This is a genomic window from Pontibacillus sp. ABV4_188, from assembly GCF_056311905.1.
In genome coordinates, this window is sequence record NZ_CM149975.1 from 1563359 (window position 1) to 1583720 (window position 20362).

Genomic DNA, 20362 nt, shown 5'->3' on the forward strand with positions numbered 1-20362 from the left:
TTGCTTGACTTAAGCTTTCGTCCAGTTTGTAACCATATCAACATCTGCGTTATATAGGGTTTGGAATACAGGACAACGATCATCTGTTTTAGCTTTTAATTCTTGGATACGTTCATCAGATTCACTTGTTTTAATTTGAGCGTTAACTGTTACAGTTTGGAAATGGCGACGCACGCCTTCAGTTCCCATCATGCCACGAGGGTCTAATTCTCCGCGAATTTCGAACTCAATGCCCTGCAAGTCAAAATCCATCTCACTTGCAACCATATTCGCAACAGCATTTTCACAACCTGCTAAAGCAGCTAATAGTGTTTCTAGTGGGTTAGCACCTTCGTCTGTGCCACCTTGCTGTTCGGGCTCATCGATAATAATTGTGTGTTTCTTAGCTTTTGCTTCTACCTTTGCACCTTCTGCAGTTGCTTTAACTCTCATTTGAACATTACTCATGTGAATGACTCCTTTGATGTAAAAGTGTATTTTTTATAATCTTAACAGTGTTTTCAATTGGTCTAGACGTTTGCTTGACCTTCGCCATTAATATCGCGCCCTCAATTGAGCTAATGATATACTCAGCATAATCATAGGCATGTTGCTCTGAGATGAGATTTGCATCTTTTAATGTGCCACTAAGCGCCAAAGCCCATTCATGGAAAAAGAAAGCGATACGCTCACGAAAAGAGGCGTCATGTTCACTCATTTCAATGGCTAAGTTTCCAAATGGACATCCTTTTTTTACATTAGAATCTTGGAATGATTCAAGGGTTTCCTCAAGCATATGATGAATTCTTGTCTCAGCAGGTAATTCTCCTTGAAGAATCTCTTCGATCATTCTCGTTTTCCAGGTCTCTATATAGCGATCGACAACGGCTATACCAAGATCATGTTTCGTTTTAAAATGATGAAAGAACTTTCCTTTACCGATACCTGAACTGACTAAAATATCATTAATGGAAGTGGATTGGTATCCTTTTGAACGAATTACATCAGCCGCTACCGATACAATCTCTTCTTTTGCCAAGGCACCTTTATTCATTAAGATCACTCTTCCTTTCAAAACCAACCGGTTGGTATGGTTATACTTTAAATGATTCTGTACGTGATGACAATAAATGTGCTTGAATAAACATTTTCATAAAATCAACGATTTCTGAATAAAGTAGTACTAGCTTTATGAGGAGGTTTCTACAATGATTAAAGTGTCTCAAGGGTCCGCTCTTATTTTGTGTTTGCTTTTTTTTATTATACTTAGTTGGGTTGGCCTGGTACGGGCGGAGGATATGATTGTTCCAGAAAGGTCTTTTTCTCAAGAGACTGTTGCGTTGCCTGAAGCCATCATCTACGTAGATACAGTTAAAGAACTTGAAAACACAGTTGGATCACCTGTTTCTACATTTAACGTACTACCAGACTCATTTGAACGGATCAGCATGGGTTACAAAAAGATAGATGAGAGTTCTTTTTTGACAAGACAAACATTTATCCGTTATCCCAATGGAAAAATGACCTTAGAACAAGGGCCGAGATTTGCAAAAAAAGAAGTTATCTCATCACTAACAACTGATATGACAGAACTCGTATTGAACGGACAAGTCTTTCATATGAATATGGAACAGGAGAAAGCAGACTATGTAGTATGGGAAAAGGGTGCTAACGTATATGCTGTATCAACGAACGAATCATTTTCTATAGATGAATGGAAGATACTGCTGAGTTCATTGCAATAAAAAGATAGATGCCTTAACGATACATTCGTTAAGGTTTTCTCTATGTAGTTGTACAATTATCTGAAAATTCATATTATAATAGGGTGAGGGAGGGGAAGGTATGGAAGTTAAAACAAAACCTATAGAAAGAAGGTACTTAAAAAGATGGCATAAAATAGGTTTATTTCTTATGGCACTTATCCTTACAGTAGGAGCAGGGTTACTCATTTTTGTAAACGGTTACATAAACCGTAGTCTGCCTCAGACGAATGGGAGTGTTCAAATTTCAGGGTTAAAAGAGCCTGTTAGTGTCACACGTGATCAAAACGGAGTCCCTCATATTGAGGCGAGTAACAGTAAGGACTTATTTATGGCACAGGGTTATATTCAAGCACAGGAACGCTTGTTTCAAATGGACATGGCTAGGAGACAAGCAGCAGGGACATTAAGTGAAGTGGCAGGCATAAAAGCATTAGATCAAGATAAGTATTTCCGTACGTTGGGACTAAGAAGGGCAGCTGAAATATCTTATAATGAGTATTCTAATGAAGCTAAACAAGTTATGGAATGGTACGCAGATGGTGTGAATGCTTATATTAACCAAGCGAAGAAGGATCAAGCACTTCCTATTGAGTTTACATTAATGGGAGCCGCACCTGATGTATGGACCCCTATAGATTCTTTAACGATTGGAAAATACATGGCTTTTGATCTTGGCGGGCATTGGGAAAGGCAAGCTTTTCATTACTATTTGCTTCAACAGTATCCAACACAAAAAGCATATGAATTGTTTTCTAGCTATCCAGAAGAAGCGCCAACGATCATTAAAAACGATGAAATAGATATCGAATCGAGTTTCGAAAGTGCCGTTATCCCCCATGCGTTCAATGGGAGTAACAATTGGGTGGTAAGCGGAACTAAAACTAAGTCGGGAAACCCTTTGCTAGCAGATGACCCACATCTAGGGTTAGCAACACCCTCAATCTGGTTGCAAATGAACTTAGATTCACCTGGTTACCAAGTGAGTGGAGTCATATTTGCGGGGATTCCAGGTATTATCTTAGGACATAACAAAGATATAGCATGGGGAGTAACGAATACAGGGCCAGATGTACAACAACTCTATCTGGAAAAGAGGAATCCAGATAATAAGTATGAATATCTTTATGAAGGTAGTTATGAAAAAGCAAGAGTGTTTAAAGAAACAATTAAAGTAAAAGACGAAGAATCTGTTGAATATGAGGTGGTGGAGACGAGGCATGGTCCAGTTCTATCAGAATTCGCAGAAGATAGTGGGAAGGGAACGGTTCTATCTTTAAGGTGGACAGCCCTTGATGCTTCGACTGAACTTGAGGCGATCCTTGAAATCAACAAAGCTTCAAATTGGACGGAATTCGAGAAAGGATTAGAGAAATTCCAGGTTCCAGCCCAAAACTTTGTGTTTGCGAGTAAAGATGGAACCATCGCTTATAAAGCAAATGGTAAAATCCCGATCTATGAAAACGGAGCAGATGCCCTTTTGCCGTTAGAAGGTTGGAAAGAAGAAAATGAATGGAGGGGGTTTATTCCTTTTAATGAATTACCGACTGTAATGAATCCTGATAAAGGGTTCATCGCGACTGCGAATAATAAAGTTGTTGGTGATCACTATCCCTACCACATTTCAAATAATTGGGCTCAACCTTATCGCTACATGCGCATTGATGAGGTACTTCAAACAAGAAATGATTTTACAAAAGAAGACATGAAAAACTTGCAAATGGATCAGGTAAATCTCCAAGCTCGTGAGTTTGTTCCGATGTTTCTAAACTATGTAGGGTCTGAAGGGTTGTCACAAAGGGAAAGTGAAGCGATTAATTTGTTAAAAGAATGGAATTATGTTGACGAAGTAACCGCCCCGCAGCCTCTTTTGTTTCATACTTGGATGAATACGATTATGGATGGTCTGTATCGTGATATTCCAAATTCAATGCATCGCTTATTTAAAGGAAAAGGTCAAACAACAGATGAACTGCTAAGAAAGGCAGATGCAGGTAAAGAAACAGTGTGGGTAAAAGAGCAAGGAGGGTTACAGCAATTAATAGAAGAATCGTTTACACAAACGATAACTTCTTTAACAAAGCAGCATGGAGAAGAGATAAAGAAGTGGGAGTGGGGCGACTACCACAGAGTAGCTTTTAAGCATCCCCTATCTTCTATTTCATTCTTAGACAGATTCTTTAATAGTGAAGATCCAATCCCTGTTGGTGGTAGTAAGGTTACTGTTATGGCAGCAAGTTATGAGGAAGAAAGTGGACTAGTAGACCATGGAGCATCTTGGAGGTTTGTTTTAGATGGAACTGACTTCACTACAGCTTCTCATATTGTAGGCCCAGGCCAATCCGGTCACTTTAGAAGTCCTTGGTATCATAATCAGCGTGAAGACTGGGTAAAGGGGGAGTATCATAAAACGAGTTTGAATAAGCCTGTGGGAGAAACCTTGACCCTTATTCCGTGAATATAACAAGCTGGCTCTAATGGAGTCAGCTTGTTTTTATGTTATAGGGATTAGTACATTTTACAAATGCATAGGTGCAAAATAAATAAGCATGGTTATGGATAAAATTCAAAAGTGCATTCTTCAATGAGTGTGCATTAGATCTTTTAGTAGGGTAAAGCTAAATACAACAAATACATGAATTTAGAAGTGGATGGAGGCTGGTTTAATGCACGGATTTCATGAAGTGTTTATGCAGATATTAGTGTTACTAGCTATCTCGATCACCGTGATTGGGGTTGCTAAGCTCATAAAAGAGCCTTATTCAATTGCGCTTGTACTCGTTGGTGTATTATTAGGGGTGACTGAGATTCCTTTCATCGAAGAAGCGGAATCCTACATAACTCAGTCTTCCGTATTTCAGGCGATTATTATTTCACTTTTTTTACCTATTTTATTAGGTGATGCCACACTCAAGATGCCATTTCACCATTTGTATGGATTGAAAAAGTTGGTTTTATCGCTTGCCTTTTTAGGAACCTTTATATCGTTTGTAGTGATTGGATTTAGCGTATATTTTCTGCTAGGTTTACCGATTGTAGTAGCCTTTACATTTGCAGCTCTTATGAGTGCGACTGATCCAATTAGTGTAATTTCCATATTTAAAGACCTCGGAGTTCCGGAGAAAATGTCTACTATTATGGAGGGGGAATCTTTATTCAATGACGGGATTGCCGTAGTGCTGTTTAAGATATCTTCTATCTATTTATTGACGTATATGGACATGGGGGCAGCTGGAGTTGGTAGTGGAGTTTTCTTATTCTTGAAATTTGCCATTGGTGGAGCTCTTGTAGGCTTAGTAATTGGATTTATCTTTTCCCAGGTTATTCGCATTTTTGATGACTATCCTCTTGAAATTGCTCTGTCTATGCTATTGTTCTTCGGAAGTTACTTTATTGCCGAACATTTTAAAGTATCAGGCGTTATTGCAGTAGTAATTGGAGGACTACTATTTGGTAGTTACGGAAAGAAAATAGGAATGTCAGAAGAGACTAAGGTTAATATAAACACATTTTGGGACACAATTACGTTGCTTGCTAATTCTATTATCTTCTTGATGGTTGGCATTGAAATTCGTGAGCTTGATTTTAGCGGAAAATGGGGAATCATTGCAATGGGAATCGCTATTGTTTTAGTTGGGCGAACGATTGCGATTTATACTGCAACTAGTTATATTTCCCACTTGAGTCAGAAAGAGCGATTCCTAGTGAACTGGGCTGGTCTTCGAGGGAGCTTATCCATAGCATTAGCTCTTAGTCTACCGGCTGATTTTTCTGGGCGCGAAGACATATTACTATTAACGTTTTCTGTCGTCCTTTTCTCTTTAGTAGTTCAGGGACTTACCATTAAACCACTTATTAAGAAATTTAAAATGGCTAAAGGTACATCTTAATAAATAAACCGCTTGCACAAAGCAAGCGGTTTATTTTCCTGCAGACTAATACTAAATCGTTAAGGAAGATTTATAAAGTTAATTGACTTTCAATCTGTTGTAAGGTGCTAATCAAATCATCATGGATGACATAGTGAAATAACCGGTCCTTAGGAGTTTCTTCTCGGTTAATAAGAGCCGTTGGGATCTTTCTCGAATATGCATACTCTGGTAAGAAGTTAAAAGGCATTACAAGGAGAGACGTCCCTAAAACTAGTACAAGATCAGTTTGATCAATAATTGCTTCAGCTCGATCGTGCTCTGTAATGGCGTCTCCGAATAGAACAATATCAGGTTTCAATATAGCTCCGCACGTCTCACGTTCACAACGGGGGACCACAGTGTTATTGACGTAATCCATATCATAAGAATCCCCACAGGCAGGACAAGTTGAAGTGGTTAAGGACCCATGATACTCAATGACGTTTGAAGAACCGGCTTTTTGATGTAATCCATCGACATTTTGCGTGATCACAGCAACTTTTTTCCCTTTTTCCTCGAGACTATGAATGAAACTGTGTACTTCATTTGGCTTATAGTTACGTAGAAGTTTAAGTTGAAAAATATCTTTATACTTCTTCCAAAAATCATTTGGGTCTAAGTGAAAATATTGATTAGACATAAAGTATTCCCGTGATTCGTCTTCTGTCCAAATACCATTTGAAGAGCGAAAATCGGGGATGCCGCTTGCTGTACTTACACCTGCACCCGTTAATACTGTAATATGATTGGCTTGGTTCAGTTCTTGTATAAGTTGATCCATTTTATCCTATCCTTTAAGGGTTTTACACTATTGTAGCAAACACATTAAGTCGGACTGAAGACCAAATTAGTGTTTGTTAAGTCCTTTAGATCGAACAAAATCACTAACATCCATTCTCATAGGATGACTGAAACGACGAATCATTTGATCTGTCCATGAATCCAATCGTGTATTTTGCTGACGATTCTTATAGTATTCTTGTATCGTTTGATCAAAAGCGTGTAGGTCATCAGATTGATCCTTGTTATACGTGTTCACATGATAAACAGACTCTTTTGGTAGGCGTGGTTTTTGTTCGGGTTGTTTATTTGGATAACCAACAACCATACCAAATAAGGGGATGACGTGTGGTGGTAATTGTAATAGTTGGTCTACACGCTCTATGTTATTTCTTATACTTCCAATGTAACACATTCCAAGCCCCATTGATTCAGCGGCAATGGCTCCATTTTGTGCAGCAAGTGAAGCATCGATAGAAGACACAAGGAAATGTTCTGTGTTTTCTATATTTTGAATCATGTCTTGTTTTTGTAAATCAGAGGCAAGAATTTGATGTCTGTATAAGTCAGCGCAAAATATGAAAAGGTGTCCGTTATCTTTAACGTAGGACTGTCCGGTTATATCTGCTAGTTCTTTCTTTTTATCTTGATCGGTGACTCCGATAATTGAGTAAGCTTGCATATAGCTAGAAGTTGAAGCCATTTGAGCTGCTTCCACAATGGTATTAATTTGCTCTTTTGATAACACCTTATCCGTAAATGATCGGATTGAGCGGTGTTGCAATAGAGTTTCTAGGGTTTGATTCATAGCATAGGTCTCCTTCACCATTCATTTATACTTATATGGTACCTCTTATGGAAGCAATTCTTCAAAAAATATGACTTTAATTTTCTCTAGTGAAGGACCAATAAGTGTAATATTATTATTTCAGGCGAATAGTAAAATCTTTATTAAAAAAACACAAATATTATTATAAGACGGGTTACATAATACAAGAAACAAATGGTATAGTAATTAAAAGTGTCCTACTTTGTTTTGGGATATAATGTAAACATCAATTACCTCCTTATAACACGCGTTTCCTCTTGACCTCTTGGAAACAAATCATTTGCAGTCTCTTCACTCAGTACCTCTTCTAAAATGATAAGTACCAGCACCATTATAGCTTTATTGAAATAACATTAGAAGTTGTATATTATTACAAGATTCGTAGAATAATTGTCCAATTAATGTATGGAGTTGTTATAGTTCTGACGCTAGTCACTAAACCTGTACACTTTGCTTAGTTCTTAAAAAAGGTGAGGATTACTCATGGGGGAATTGATCGATTTTCAAACGAGACGAGCGAGAAAAGATTTAAAGAAGTCTGCAGGAAATAGAGGAGTAATTTACGAGATCTACTTGACAGTAGTAAAGTACGTAAATGAAAACTTACAAAATGAGTTTGAGAAGCCGATTGAGAATATGAATACCAAAACGCCACTTTCTTACGTTTTCCAAGGGGAAAGTGCCCGTTTTCGTTCTTCGTTCGCAAAATTAATGAATTATTGGGATTTGCCAAACTGGGAACTGGATGAAGTTCCTTGTGGGGAAGAATTTCAATACTTTAAAACCGTAGAGGATTTATGCTGGTTTATCGAGAAGCGTGTAAGGAAGTCAAATAATTAAGGGGGTGGGTGTCCAAGGTGGAGGGCACCCTTTTTTTATTCTACTGCTTTTCGAGACTGTGTGTGAATAATACCGTAAAATACTTGAGTTGTTCCAATAGCAAAAACTAGCGGTCCAAACGTCCAAGATAAAGGTATGCTTAAAAGGATATGAGTAACACCAGTAGCTAGTACCCATTGGTGCTGGCCTTTTTTATAGCTAATGAATCCGAATAATACGTTTATTAGTATCGCTATGTATACAAAGATTTGTAATAAATTTTCCATGGGAGTGCAAGTCCTTTCTTTATCTTAACTATTTAATAGAATGTACCCTATATAAATCACGTTTAAACCCTATTGCACTAAAAAGCAAAAAGCATAATCAAGGGCAAACTATTCAGAAGCTGCTGACCGGAACTCAGGAGGAGAATGGATCTTGCTTTGACATCAGTTCTGCTGTGTCAGCAAAAAAAGCAGTGAGCAGAGGGTAGTAGGAGTACCATTTTCATTTAAACTAACATACCATAACTAAAAAATGGGTGAACAAAAATGAAGTGGTATGAGTGGGTCGACTTAGGGGCTTTAACCATTTTAGCAACCTTAATGCTATTGTATTCGCAGAACCTCATAACGGATCATGCTGTCACTTTAGTAGCTGCGCCAGTTATGTTCTATATTATGATGATTAGTAAATCTGTACGGAAACGATTAAGAAGGAAAAACAGGTTATAAGATAAATGAAGGGAAGCCGCTAAGGTTGTCCTTCATTTATTTATGCTTGATACCAATAGTTTTACATCTAGGATTTATAGAAGGCTCTTAACTCACATTACCATTATCTATGTTTAGCTTTTCTTCTAAATTGGTAAAACTACTGTAGTGAATAAGAACACAATTTAACTGAGATAAAAAGGAGTGCATCATTATGGCAGGAGAGGTATTTGATCCAAAAAAAGCTGAAAAGCTAGTAGAACCTAGTCGCCAAGAAACGGTACCAGTTGAAAAGGTCTTAGAACTACTTCAATTATCAGGTGAAGAGAAGGTTGCCGATTTAGGGGCGGGTAATGGGTATTTAACATTACCTATTGCTCAAGAAACGAAAGACCGCGTTACGGCAGTGGATTTGCAATTTGAAATGTTGGAACTGTTAGCTTCAAGGGCTGAAGGTGAAGGCATTACAAATATAGAGCGTATGAAAAGTAGCTTGGACTCTTTAAATCTCCCGGATGCATCGTTTAACAGAGCCTTAACGGCATTTGTATTACATGAAGTACCTGATCTTCATCAAACATTAAAGGAAGTTCATCGCATTCTAATGGAAAACAGTCGTCTCCTTATTTTGGAATGGGAAAAAGCTGACGGAGAGCAGGGTCCACCTAAGTCACATCGAATTGCCTCAAATGAGCTGGCTGAGAAAGTAGCAGAAGAAGGGTTTGACGTTGAAGTTGGCCATCTAAACAATGAAGTATACTATATTGTTGCACCAAAATAAGAAAGGGATTGACGTATACCTCCCCACCCATTAAAATATACCCGTAGGGGTTAAAGTAGAGTGAAGGGGAGGATTCTTTGGATACAACTATAACAGTATTGTTAGTTGGAATAGCCATCTATTTTATCGTTAAAACTATAATCCCACCAAAGGGTGTGGAACAGATTTCTCCAAAAGAAGCTAAAGAGAAATTGCGAAACAAAAAGAAGTCAGATCAATTCATTGATGTTCGTACCCCTGGGGAGTATAATAGAAACCAAATCAAGGGATTCAACAATATCCCGCTACAATCCTTGAAATTAGCCTCAAGTGAGTTGGATTCGTCTAGAGAAGTCGTGTTACTATGTCAAAGTGGGTCACGCAGTATGGCGGCCGCTCGTTTGTTAAAAAAACAAGGGTTTACACACATTACAAATATTCGTGGCGGTATAAACGCCTGGAACTAATATGAAGGAGGAATTACGAATGAAAAACATTACACCAGAAGAAGTTCGTAAAAAAGTAGAAGGTAACGAAACAATTAATATCGTTGACGTACGTGAACCTGAAGAGGTTGAAGAAGGGAAAATTCCAGGAGCAAAGCATATTCCTCTTGGTTCTCTTGATGAGCGTAAAGATGAGTTAGACAAAGATACAGAATACGTTATGGTTTGTCGCTCTGGAGGTCGTAGTGGTAAAGCTACAGCGTTCCTAGAAGAGAATGGCTACAATGTCATCAACATGGATGGCGGCATGCTAGCTTGGGAAGGCAGCGTTGATAAATAAGTAAGTCCCTTTTTTCATAAGGTGCCTCATAATTTAATGAAGAATTTCAAGCTAAAGCGGAACCCTATAGGGTTTCGCTTTTTTTAGTGTCTATATTAAACAAGTATCGGTAAATGGATAGATTCACACCCTCCTTATAAGTCCCCCTATATGGAAAGCTTTAAGTTGAGACATTTTAGTATAGAAATGATTACCACTGCCAAAATAAGAAGACCAAAAGTAAATAGGGAGGGGTACTATGGTTCAATCATTATCTCCGCGTCAATTGTTTAAGCGATGTCGGGAAGGGCGGCCATTTGTATTGATTGATGCTCGTAACAAAACATACTCAAAAGAGTTATCTTTTCCAGTAGAGATGCTTAGTATTGAAGAAGGTATCAACGATAAACGAATTGTGAATAAAGAACTCGGAGTCATTCTCCTAGGGGAAGATGAAGCGTCTTCACTTGACCAAGGTACTACACTGGAGCAACAACTAGACATTGAAATGTATTATGTTAAAGGCGGTATGAAGGATTGGGCAATGTATATTGAATCGGTGCAAGTAGGTGAGCTAACAGATGGAGGGGAAGTCTACCAGTTTATACGACCAAGTACAGGACATCTTTCTTATATGATTATAAGTGAAGCTGAAATTCTTCTCCTTAATCCAGACATGTGGATTCAGCCATACTTAGATTTTGTTGAAGACAAGGCCTTTACATTCAGACATATCGTGGACACATGTCTACATGATACACATATATCTGGTGGACCGACTTTAGCAGAAGAAGTAGAGGAAACGTATTGGTTACCTCCAACGAAGGAGGAAATTTCATTCTCTTATGAACCAATTAGTAACAACCATGTTCCGGAGGTTGGAAATACCAATATCCCCATAGAAATTTCACAAAGCGATCATTTTGTCACTTTTATTGTAGATCAGAAATATATTTTCACTTCAAATGAGGAAGCAACTTCTTATGAGGGTGAAGGAACCATACTTAGTGATCGAATGTTGTCTTATAAAGAGTTAAATAAAAAAGGGTGGGTATCAGCCACAAAGCAGGAAACAAAGGTAGACCACGTCGTTCACAGTGAAAGAATTCAAGAGGTGAATAAAGGACAAATAAAGGTGACGAATGAAGAGATTTTTATGCTGGAGTATGGAGGTTAAACCATAAGAAATAGCAGCCAGGTAAAGACTGGCTGCTTATTCTTCTGGCCGGTGAGTATCTTCTTCTTGCGCTTCTTTTCGCTGTGCTTCATATGGGAATAATTCTTTAGATGCTTCTACACGTAATTTTTTTGGAACCAATAGTTGGCGGCGTTTGTCATACACATGTGGTCCAAGTTGCAAAACGCGATTTTCCATATAAATGTGAAAGAACGTTTCAAAAGCAACAATGAATCCAGCTCCTGCAATAGCAGGAAGTATAGTTTGTGTAGTTATTCCGTTAATCACGTTTCCAAATAAATAGAGGATACTAAACGTTAAGGCAAGGTCTGCGATTGACGTTATTATAAGCCCAAATCGCTTTAATATAAATAAATCTCCGATTACATAAGTTACTCCAAGTAATACAAATGTGATAAGAAAAACATTTACTAAGGAAGCCCCGGCAATTACCCCATAGATTGGGAAGACAGCAGCAATTAAAATAACCCACTTGATCCCAAGTGCTTTAATATGTTCCAGTTTGAACACCTCCACCTATAGTTTTTTCGAAAGACATCCGTAATATACGATTCATTTCTGGAGTGGTTTTCTTTTATCTTAAGAGAGTGTATAATTGTTATAAAATTCAGTAAAATTGAATTCTTCATTTATACGGTTTATCAAGTGAAAATGTGGGTAAGAAAACTGGAGAGGTGAATAATATGGCAATAAAACAACTGAACTCAATACGGATTCCGTGTAAGAACCTACAAGAAACAAAGGAATGGTATAAAGATCATTTGCAGCTAGAGGCTAAAGGTAATCAAGAAGAAGTAACCATTTCATTTGCCGAAGGTGCAGATTTAGTTTTTTATAAAAGTAACGTGACACAAGAATATCCGTTTAGCCCTTTCAACATTAATGTGTACGAACCGCAATATTTACATAGAGATTTATTTTTGAAAGGGGCTAAATTAACAGACATTGATGATTTCTTTGACATGCTTTGTTACGAGGTGACTGATCCAAATAACATACAAATTGGCATTGTAGGATGGGAAGAAGAAGCAAAAGCAAAGAATTCTATCACAAAATTAGGAGGATATTTTCTTCCTGTAAAAAGCTTAGAGGATGCATCATTATGGTATAAGACTCATTTGAACGTGGATCAGTTATATGACTTTTCTTTCCATACGCCGATGTATGGAGAAATGCGAGCATTAACCCTTGATCATTTAGGGATTACCCTCGTTGAGATCCCAAGTGATCTTCATAACGTGATTGAGCATCCATTTACCTTAGGCTCCACAAACCTTGAAGAGGACTTTAAATCTCTTCAAGAGTCAGGCGTAGAAATTGAAGAAGGGACTCCTGGGGAAACGTTTTATTTTAAAGACCAAGAAGGACACAAAATTCAAGTGCAATTGATCTCATAATAAAAAGGGAGCTAATCAGATTAGCTCCTTTTTTTGTTTATGAAAAGATCAATAGTTAACTCGCATGTACAATGTCAGATTTCCCAGGGAATAAAACCCTATTAAAATTTGGTGTTCACGTAAGTAGAAACATTCATAGGAAGGGCTCTGTTAAAGTTTACTATTGTTCTAAACATTAACAGGGCCATAGGAATAGTAACCATATCGGATTTAGGGTCTTAATTTTTAACCTGCTGTGATAAGATGAACAAAAGGCAGGTGACCAATAGATGTGGATAAGAAACGCAGAAGCAAAGGATCTACCCTTTATTAAAGAAATTGAGAACGAGGCAATTATTCATACTACAGCCATTTTTGACCTAGAGGAGAAGTCTCTGGTTGATAAAGAAAAGTGGTTTGAGAACCTTCATGGAGTCTATCCTATTCTTGTTGCAGAATGGGAAGAGGAGGTAGCGGGATATGGTTATTTATCTCCTTACAATGACAAACTTGCCTATCAAACGACTGCAGAACTTTCTTTATATGTGAATCGGAAGTATAGAGGTTATGGAATTGGTCATGGTCTAATGAAGGCATTGTTGGAAAAAGCAAGGGATTATCAATTCCATTCTATTATTTCACTTATTACAGAAGGGAACGAGGCAAGTGAACGATTGCATGAAAAATATCAATTTTCTCATGTAGGTACATTAAAAGAAGTCGGAAATAAGTTTGATGAATGGCAAAATGTGAAATTATATCAGTGGATAGGAATCGATTAGGAGAGGAAAGGTCACTATGATCAGAACTATAGCGATCACAAAAGACCAGCAATTACATAAAGATTTGCCTTTAGAGAAGTTAGCTGAGGAAGGAATTATGTGGTACTGGGTGGATTTTTCAGAACCAACACCTAGTGAAACGCAAAAATTGGATACAGTCTTTCAATTTCACCCTTTGGCAATTGAAGATTGTATACATAATTTACAACGACCGAAGCTTGATTATTATGATGAACACACTTTTTTCGTCATGCATGCCCTTAATGCAAAAACCCTTGAAAAAGAAGAAGTGGATTTGTTTAATGGAGATGGGTACATTGTTACTTATCACAAGCAAGTTTGTCCTGAGCTTGAACAAGTTTGGAATAGACTTTTAAGAGAACGTTCATTTAACGTTTGGGATGAATTTCATGTGCTTCATCAGATATTTGATAAGGTAGTCGATAATTATTTCCCAATTGTCTATGCTATTGAGGATCATATCAATGATATAGAAGATAATACAAAAGAATTATCTATGGAAACCTTACTAGAGCAATTATTTGATACAAGGGCAGATTTATTAACAATGCGTCAAACAGTCCATCCTATGAGGGACTTAATGTATAGGATCTTGAGTTCTCATAGGCTTGATGGAGTGCGAGAAAGGAAAGAGTATTTTTCAGATATTTATGACCATCTTTTGAAAGTATCTGAGCTGATTGAATCAAATCGAGAAATGACTCAAGATATCAGGGACAGTTATATGTCTTTAAATTCACATGAAACGAATCGGACAATGCAAATCCTAACGGTAATATCAACGATTTTTATGCCTTTAACCTTCATTGTAGGTGTGTATGGAATGAACTTTTCCTATATGCCTGAATTAGATGAAAGGTACGCTTATTTCGTAGTTTTATTAATCATGTTTGTGATAGCGGTTATCATGTTTCTATGGTTTAAGCGGAAAGGTTGGTTTGATTAACAATAAAAAAGCATGTCCTCCCATCATGGAGGACATGCTTTTTTTCAGTAATCTTCATTATTAGAGTTGTGGCTTTCGTCTATGGGAGGAGAAACATTTCAGTCCGCCGTATGAGAATGATTCATGCCTTGTGCCGTTAAAAAGAATGTTTCACCTCCTTATAATTAGAATTACCATCGAAGCTAAAGATGGTAATTCTAATTAAGGAAGTGGTCTTTGTGATCTTGACAGAAATGGAAATCCGTCATCTTATAGACAAGAGGAAACCGGAGAAAGTAATGCTCCAACCTGATCCGATGAAGCATAAATTAAAATCGACGTGGATACAGCGATGTTTATCTAGTGCACTGCATGCTCTAAAAGGATAAGTAAGTTAGACGCTCTTGTTTTTCATGGAAAAATAATAGACTTTAGGGATTCTTGTGTAGTACCAATGTTCACTCACGGTGGTACCAAGTAAAAAAGCATATAATTTCCAATCCATAAGGATCCCTTCTTTCTGTCTTTCGTTAAAGTATTATACGCATACAGAAGTTCGTCCTATGATATAGATGGTCATGGACATGTTTCCTATTGTGCTCTCATATAATAATGAGGGGGGAGGGACAAGGATGAACGTGGCTTTGGGAATCGTTTGGATGATCATAATCCTTGGAGTTTGTGTTTTATCCGTTTTACATCGAAGAAGTAAGAAAGAAAATAAAGAGCGAATTGTTCATGCGGTTGTTATGTTTGCCAGTGTCTATTACGGCATGACGATATACTTTTTAACTCAAAATTTATTAATTTCTATGGGAATAGCATCGGGCATAGGGTTGCTTCTCCCGTTCCTTTTTCAGCATCCAAATTCTGAACGGTTTATACATACCAGTATGCATGCGGTTATGGGCGGGATGATGGGAGGGATGTTAAGTGGGATGCTTCCTGATTCAGAGTGGCATACGCTATTTAAAGTAATGACCTTGAGTACAATAGCGTTTGGCACGCTATTAATATATGACTTAGGAGTTTCGCATCCTCTAATTAGATGGTTGTACAAACCCATTGGAATTGCATTATTTATGCTTGCTGCAGCGGTATTCATTGAATTATTACCTATAACTTCTGCAGGGTTAGAACGTTCTCATAATCATTAGCGAAAAAAGGTACAGGATCTGCTCTATCTATGAAGATAAAGCAGATCCTGTACCTTTTAAGTTTTTATTGGTCTTTTTTTAAGAATAATGTAGTGTTTCATTAATTGAATGTTTGGAAGACTTTTTCGTTAGACCAAAATAGTCTGATCACGATTAGCCTCATGAAATCGACGTACAACACAATTCTCAATAGGTTCCTTGCAAATGTTCATGATTTGTTGGTAGGCATACTGTACGTCTTTCCCATCAATAATCATGACCAAAGGACGATCTGTATTATAATAAAAAAAGAAAGACAATAATTTAGGAAGATTGCGAACGTCTGCAATCAAATGGTCTTGGTATAAGTATAAATCATAAGAACTATCTACTATGAAATGATGAATGTTCATGACTTCTTCCATATCAATTTGTTTTTTGAATTGTACTTGGTACGATGTGAGCTGCTCCAAGGTTTTCACCTCTACTTGTTTTTTTCTTTTCTTACATATCAAATACCCTCCTTCTCATTAATGAAACGTAAAAAGCTTTGCGGGCCCCCCTTAACTTGTAATAGATCCAAACTAAAAACAGAACTCAAAATGTCCGAGTTCTGTTAGTGTTCATATATCATTTTTCTTGTCATTCCACCGTCAACAACAAGATTTTCTCCATTTACGAATGTATTATCTTTATCAGTTAGATAAAAACAAGCTTTCGAGATATCAGTTGGGTGACCAACTCGTTTAGATGGGTGTTGATTATGGTCAATATCCCGAAGTTCATCATAATGTGTTGTTTGGATCCATCCTGGACTAATCGCATTTACTCTAATTTGATAATCACTAAGAGACATCGCTAACGTATAGGTTAATGCTACTATACCTCCTTTTGATGCCCCGTATGCTTCAGAATGTGGCTCTGCCATCATTGCTCTTGTAGAAGCCATGTTTACAATTCTTCCATGAATCCCATTGTCTCTCCAATACGTTGCAGTAACCTGAGACAGTAAAAAGACGCTTCTTAAGTTCGTAGCTTGAACATCATCCCATTCAGATAAAGACATATCGAAGAAGTTCGTAAAACGACTCACCCCTGCATTATTAATTAATATAGTAGGAGAGTATCCATCTTCTAAAATCGAAGCAAAACAAGATCTCACAGAGGATTCATCCCGTACATCACAGAAATAAAAGGTAGCTGTTCCTTCTGTGTCACAAATTTCATTTACAAGCTTTTCTCCATTACCTGTATCATTATCAATCAAAATCACAGTCGCGTCCTCTTTCGCATATGCATGAGCTAAAGACTTTCCAATTCCATTACTAGCTCCTGTAATCATCACTGTATCTTTGTTAAAATAATACTCCACATTACTCAGCTCCTCGTCCTAACTACTACATTCCTATAATACCATCACTAAGGCTCTCTTAAACGAGGTATTTTGTTTATCCGTTGATCAATCAGGTAAAGAATAGTAAGAAGGATTGTATGTATAAAAAACGTGTGGTATATTATTCTGAAAACATACGGAGGGATTACGATGAGGAACGTAACATTAGTAGATTTATTTAAACACCATATTACTCGGAAGTACCTTCGTCGCTCGGGGGTCCATCATGCGGTAACAGCAGCAAACTATGCTTTTGAAATTGCGCTTGAACGAGGGGTGGATGTGGATCAGGCTTCTAAAGCAGCGCTTCTTCATGACATAGGACATTATGAATGGTACACAAATGATGGAGAATGGGATTATGATGACTACCGTCAAAATGATATTCACGCCATCAAGGGGGCAGAACGCGCCCATAAGTTATTAATAAGGTTAGGGGAAGACCGTGTGGCTGCTAAACAAATATCAGTAGCAATCCTTCTTCATACAGATTCTTACCTGCCGTTTCATTTAGATGGGAAACAAACCCCGCTACAAGAAGTAGTAACCCTGGCAGATAATAAAGATGAACAACCGAAAGGGATGCACCATTACAAACAAATGGAGATTAGCGAAGCAATTCGGGAGCTCCATCAATTGGATCAAAAAATAGATGTCGTTTATGCAAAAGAAAATATTCCTAATGAACAGTCAAGTTAAGACAACAAGAGATGCTCCTAAATTATGGGCATCTTTTTATTTATTTATTAATGATGATTACTAGATAGGAAGTCAAAGCAAAACTAATAAGCAGGCTGAGTAAAATGTTCTTGCTCGGTTACTATTATATATGAGGCGGACCTCTAGTTTTGACTTATGAAGGAACACACCTGTCTATGGAAATAATGCGGAATGTTTGATATGTTACATGTAAGAGAATATTGATTTGCATAGATTGTACGTTTTACATAGGGTTAAGTTTTAATAAGGAAGGGGGTTCTTTTATTGAAGACGTTTAAGTTAATAAAATTAAACATCCTTAAAGAAAGTGGCGAGGATTTTCAAAAAAGGTCTATACCACTTATTGATGGGCTGATCATAAATCGTGAAGACGATCAAAACCGTTGGATTATCGAAGCTTATTTGGACAAACAATATATTGAAGAATTCTTAAGGCTTCGACAGAATGAAGAGGAAATGGTGTTAGAAGCTAAAATTACCAAGAGTTCAAATCACCCTGCTGTGTTCTTAGTTAAAGTAATAGATGTAAATGAAATTGGCGAACATTTCAATGTACTTTTTATGGGGAATATTGTTGACCATAAAAAGGATCAAGTCGAACATATGCTTCGTCGTTTAATTGAAGAGGGATATCAAGGTGAGGAGCTTCTTGAAGAATTTAAAAGTAGAGTAGAGCAAGCTGAAGCGGAAAACTCTGTATAAATGAACTGGGATACCCACTAAAATCAGTGGGTATTTTTTGTCAGTGAGGAATTTAGTGAGTTAGCTCGGGTAGATTTGGTTTCTTTTATCTCCTTTTACTGATACACATCTCTAAGTGTTTCATCTAACCTATGTTCTGAAAATTAAAATTTACTCTTAGACACTTGATGTAGCACACAAAAACGCTAAAATAAGAATGGCTCTTTCCTTAGGGAGAAGGAAGTTTAATTCCTTTAGATTATAATAACTAGGAAAGTAGTAAAAACTAGAATATACTCTAAAAAGAAAAGGAATCCTTTATAAATCAACAAATGAACCGATATAAAGAAAGAATTCTCCTTTTCGTATTGGTATAATGGTATAAAAATGATGGTTTAGTAAGGATTCTTGTTAGAAAAGGAGAAATTTGAATGTGGATTAGGCATCATAGCTTACGCTGGCTTAACAATTTATCTCCCGTTCAAATCATTGTGCTGTTCTATGGATTTGCTGTCTTAACGGCTTGTATTTTGTTAGGGCTTCCAGTCGCTCATCAGGAGGGGGTTACGTTATCATTTATTGATCTCGTATTCACTGCTGTAAGTGCGGTGGCGGTTACGGGGCTCAGTGTTGTAAATATCTCTGAAACGTTTAGTGTAACAGGCGTGTTTTTACTCGCTTTTGTACTTCAATTTGGTGGTATTGGCATTATGACATTGGGTACTATGATTTGGATTTTGTTAGGGAAGAAAATTGGGCTTAAAGAGCGAAGGCTAATTATGACGGATCATAATCAAACTACTTTCCAAGGCATGGTTCGTTTAATTAAACAAATTTTATTCTTAATATTTGTCATAGAATTCTTAGGTTTTATTATCCTTGGAGTATACTTTATGCAGTATTTTCCCACTTGGTATGAAGCATTTTATCAAGGCTTCTTTGCCTCTATAAGTGCCACAACAAATGCAGGATTTGATATAACGGGGCAATCTCTTATTCCTTACAAGGATGATTATTTCGTCCAATTTATTCATATGGGATTAATTGTTCTAGGGGCAATTGGATTCCCTGTTCTCATTGAAGTGCGAGAGCATTTGTTTGCTTCTACCGAAGAACGAAAATTTATGCGATTTTCATTGTTTACAAAGTTAACAACCTTTACGTTTCTTGCTTTAATAATTGTAGGAACGTTAGTCATTATATTGCTTGAAACGAATTACTTCTTTGCAGGCAAACCATGGCATGAGGTTTTGTTCTATGCTCTGTTTCAGTCTGTTACGACACGTAGTGCTGGTCTTACTACTATGGATGTTAATATGTTCACAGAGCAAACGCATATTTTTATGTCTGTTTTAATGATTATAGGAGCATCACCGAGTAGTGTAGGCGGTGGAATACGAACAACTTCGTTTGCGTTAGTCATTATATTCTTGCTTACTTATGCCAGGGGACAACAGCGGATTCGTATTTTTAGAAGAGAAGTGCATAATGATGATCTCATCAAGGCTGTTGTCGTAACAATGTTTGCATCCATTTCGGTCTTTGTAGCTGTAGTCATATTAACAATAGCTGAAGATTTTAGTTTAACCCAAATTTTCTTTGAAGTGAGTTCGGCATTTGGAACTACTGGACTATCTTTAGGGATTACCCCATATTTAACGACTGTCAGCAAAGTTGTTTTAATGGCACTGATGTTTATAGGAAGAATTGGAATCTTGTCCTTCCTATTCACCTTTAAGAAAGAAGAGAAAAAAGGCAATTATCACTATCCAACAGAACGTATTATTATTGGATAGACAATAACCTATAGT

At 37.2% G+C, this 20362-nt stretch carries 24 protein-coding genes; 16 read left to right on the plus strand and 8 right to left on the minus strand.

The window, feature by feature from the left end:
• Nucleotides 1-9: 9 nt before the first annotated feature.
• Both ACYX4O_RS07925 and ACYX4O_RS07930 read right to left on the minus strand, forming a co-directional pair.
• Complete coding sequence (locus tag ACYX4O_RS07925; RefSeq protein WP_476356138.1) at nucleotides 10-447, minus strand: OsmC family protein; 438 nt, start codon at nucleotides 445-447, stop codon at nucleotides 10-12.
• Nucleotides 440-1033: a TetR/AcrR family transcriptional regulator gene (locus ACYX4O_RS07930; RefSeq protein WP_476356140.1), complete on the minus strand. Its 594-nt coding sequence runs from the start codon at nucleotides 1031-1033 to the stop codon at nucleotides 440-442. The genes ACYX4O_RS07925 and ACYX4O_RS07930 overlap by 8 nt, the downstream gene beginning before the upstream one ends.
• A gap of 154 nt (nucleotides 1034-1187) precedes the next feature.
• Here ACYX4O_RS07930 and ACYX4O_RS07935 point away from each other — a divergent pair, with 154 nt between their 5' ends.
• The 3 genes from ACYX4O_RS07935 (at nucleotide 1188) to ACYX4O_RS07945 (ending at nucleotide 5632) form a co-directional block, all read left to right on the plus strand.
• The gene (locus ACYX4O_RS07935; protein WP_476356142.1) at nucleotides 1188-1724 is read left to right on the plus strand and encodes a hypothetical protein; all 537 of its coding nucleotides are present in this window, start codon (nucleotides 1188-1190) and stop codon (nucleotides 1722-1724) included.
• 100 nt (nucleotides 1725-1824) lie between these two features.
• Entirely contained in the window at nucleotides 1825-4200 is a 2376-nt protein-coding gene (locus tag ACYX4O_RS07940) for a penicillin acylase family protein (RefSeq protein WP_476356144.1), read from the plus strand.
• Between the two features lie 208 nt (nucleotides 4201-4408).
• Nucleotides 4409-5632, plus strand: a complete 1224-nt coding sequence (locus ACYX4O_RS07945; RefSeq protein ID WP_476356146.1) for a cation:proton antiporter — start codon at nucleotides 4409-4411, stop codon at nucleotides 5630-5632.
• A gap of 70 nt (nucleotides 5633-5702) precedes the next feature.
• On the opposite strand, the gene ACYX4O_RS07950 is transcribed toward ACYX4O_RS07945, so the two are convergent.
• A complete protein-coding gene (locus ACYX4O_RS07950; protein WP_476356148.1) occupies nucleotides 5703-6434 on the minus strand; it encodes an NAD-dependent protein deacylase in 732 nt (243 codons plus the stop codon).
• A gap of 66 nt (nucleotides 6435-6500) precedes the next feature.
• The gene (nfsA, locus tag ACYX4O_RS07955) at nucleotides 6501-7241 is read right to left on the minus strand and encodes an oxygen-insensitive NADPH nitroreductase (RefSeq protein WP_476356150.1); all 741 of its coding nucleotides are present in this window, start codon (nucleotides 7239-7241) and stop codon (nucleotides 6501-6503) included.
• A gap of 504 nt (nucleotides 7242-7745) precedes the next feature.
• Here nfsA and ACYX4O_RS07960 point away from each other — a divergent pair.
• Entirely contained in the window at nucleotides 7746-8102 is a 357-nt protein-coding gene (locus ACYX4O_RS07960; RefSeq protein ID WP_476356152.1) for a hypothetical protein, read from the plus strand.
• Nucleotides 8103-8137: 35 nt separating this feature from the next.
• On the opposite strand, the gene ACYX4O_RS07965 is transcribed toward ACYX4O_RS07960, so the two are convergent.
• A complete protein-coding gene (locus ACYX4O_RS07965; protein WP_476356153.1) occupies nucleotides 8138-8368 on the minus strand; it encodes a hypothetical protein in 231 nt (76 codons plus the stop codon).
• A 264-nt stretch (nucleotides 8369-8632) separates the two neighbouring features.
• On the opposite strand from ACYX4O_RS07965, the gene ACYX4O_RS07970 reads away from it, so the two are divergent.
• The 5 genes from ACYX4O_RS07970 (at nucleotide 8633) to ACYX4O_RS07990 (ending at nucleotide 11496) form a co-directional block, all read left to right on the plus strand.
• Nucleotides 8633-8815, plus strand: coding sequence for a hypothetical protein (locus ACYX4O_RS07970; RefSeq protein WP_476356155.1), 183 nt, complete (start codon nucleotides 8633-8635; stop codon nucleotides 8813-8815).
• A gap of 193 nt (nucleotides 8816-9008) precedes the next feature.
• A complete protein-coding gene (locus tag ACYX4O_RS07975; RefSeq protein ID WP_476356157.1) occupies nucleotides 9009-9575 on the plus strand; it encodes a class I SAM-dependent methyltransferase in 567 nt (188 codons plus the stop codon).
• A gap of 77 nt (nucleotides 9576-9652) precedes the next feature.
• Complete coding sequence (locus tag ACYX4O_RS07980) at nucleotides 9653-10021, plus strand: rhodanese-like domain-containing protein (protein ID WP_476356159.1); 369 nt, start codon at nucleotides 9653-9655, stop codon at nucleotides 10019-10021.
• A gap of 19 nt (nucleotides 10022-10040) precedes the next feature.
• Nucleotides 10041-10340, plus strand: a complete 300-nt coding sequence (locus ACYX4O_RS07985; RefSeq protein WP_036781081.1) for a rhodanese-like domain-containing protein — start codon at nucleotides 10041-10043, stop codon at nucleotides 10338-10340.
• 238 nt (nucleotides 10341-10578) lie between these two features.
• The gene (locus ACYX4O_RS07990; RefSeq protein WP_476356161.1) at nucleotides 10579-11496 is read left to right on the plus strand and encodes a hypothetical protein; all 918 of its coding nucleotides are present in this window, start codon (nucleotides 10579-10581) and stop codon (nucleotides 11494-11496) included.
• Nucleotides 11497-11532: 36 nt separating this feature from the next.
• On the opposite strand, the gene ACYX4O_RS07995 is transcribed toward ACYX4O_RS07990, so the two are convergent.
• Nucleotides 11533-12027: a DUF2512 family protein gene (locus ACYX4O_RS07995; protein ID WP_476356163.1), complete on the minus strand. Its 495-nt coding sequence runs from the start codon at nucleotides 12025-12027 to the stop codon at nucleotides 11533-11535.
• A gap of 173 nt (nucleotides 12028-12200) precedes the next feature.
• Between ACYX4O_RS07995 and ACYX4O_RS08000 the strand changes: the two genes are divergently transcribed.
• The 4 genes from ACYX4O_RS08000 to ACYX4O_RS08015 all read left to right on the plus strand — a co-directional run bounded on the left by ACYX4O_RS08000 (nucleotide 12201) and on the right by ACYX4O_RS08015 (nucleotide 15778).
• Complete coding sequence (locus ACYX4O_RS08000) at nucleotides 12201-12914, plus strand: VOC family protein (RefSeq protein WP_476356165.1); 714 nt, start codon at nucleotides 12201-12203, stop codon at nucleotides 12912-12914.
• Between the two features lie 269 nt (nucleotides 12915-13183).
• On the plus strand, nucleotides 13184-13675 hold the full coding sequence (locus ACYX4O_RS08005; RefSeq protein WP_476356167.1) for an N-acetyltransferase family protein: 492 nt from the start codon (nucleotides 13184-13186) through the stop codon (nucleotides 13673-13675).
• 16 nt (nucleotides 13676-13691) lie between these two features.
• Nucleotides 13692-14642: a magnesium/cobalt transporter CorA gene (corA, locus tag ACYX4O_RS08010; protein ID WP_476356169.1), complete on the plus strand. Its 951-nt coding sequence runs from the start codon at nucleotides 13692-13694 to the stop codon at nucleotides 14640-14642.
• A 611-nt stretch (nucleotides 14643-15253) separates the two neighbouring features.
• Nucleotides 15254-15778, plus strand: a complete 525-nt coding sequence (locus ACYX4O_RS08015) for a hypothetical protein (protein ID WP_476356171.1) — start codon at nucleotides 15254-15256, stop codon at nucleotides 15776-15778.
• A gap of 128 nt (nucleotides 15779-15906) precedes the next feature.
• Here ACYX4O_RS08015 and ACYX4O_RS08020 read toward each other — a convergent pair whose 3' ends face one another.
• On the minus strand, nucleotides 15907-16239 hold the full coding sequence (locus tag ACYX4O_RS08020; RefSeq protein ID WP_476356172.1) for a hypothetical protein: 333 nt from the start codon (nucleotides 16237-16239) through the stop codon (nucleotides 15907-15909).
• Between the two features lie 134 nt (nucleotides 16240-16373).
• Nucleotides 16374-17099, minus strand: coding sequence for an SDR family NAD(P)-dependent oxidoreductase (locus ACYX4O_RS08025; protein ID WP_476357050.1), 726 nt, complete (start codon nucleotides 17097-17099; stop codon nucleotides 16374-16376).
• A 201-nt stretch (nucleotides 17100-17300) separates the two neighbouring features.
• On the opposite strand from ACYX4O_RS08025, the gene ACYX4O_RS08030 reads away from it, so the two are divergent.
• The 3 genes from ACYX4O_RS08030 (at nucleotide 17301) to ACYX4O_RS08040 (ending at nucleotide 20347) form a co-directional block, all read left to right on the plus strand.
• Nucleotides 17301-17849 carry an HD domain-containing protein gene (locus ACYX4O_RS08030; protein WP_188655731.1) on the plus strand — a complete coding sequence of 183 codons (549 nt, stop codon included), beginning with the start codon at nucleotides 17301-17303 and terminating at the stop codon, nucleotides 17847-17849.
• A gap of 285 nt (nucleotides 17850-18134) precedes the next feature.
• Nucleotides 18135-18572: a YwpF-like family protein gene (locus tag ACYX4O_RS08035; RefSeq protein ID WP_476356175.1), complete on the plus strand. Its 438-nt coding sequence runs from the start codon at nucleotides 18135-18137 to the stop codon at nucleotides 18570-18572.
• Between the two features lie 410 nt (nucleotides 18573-18982).
• Nucleotides 18983-20347: a TrkH family potassium uptake protein gene (locus ACYX4O_RS08040; protein WP_476356177.1), complete on the plus strand. Its 1365-nt coding sequence runs from the start codon at nucleotides 18983-18985 to the stop codon at nucleotides 20345-20347.
• Nucleotides 20348-20362: the final 15 nt, after the last annotated feature.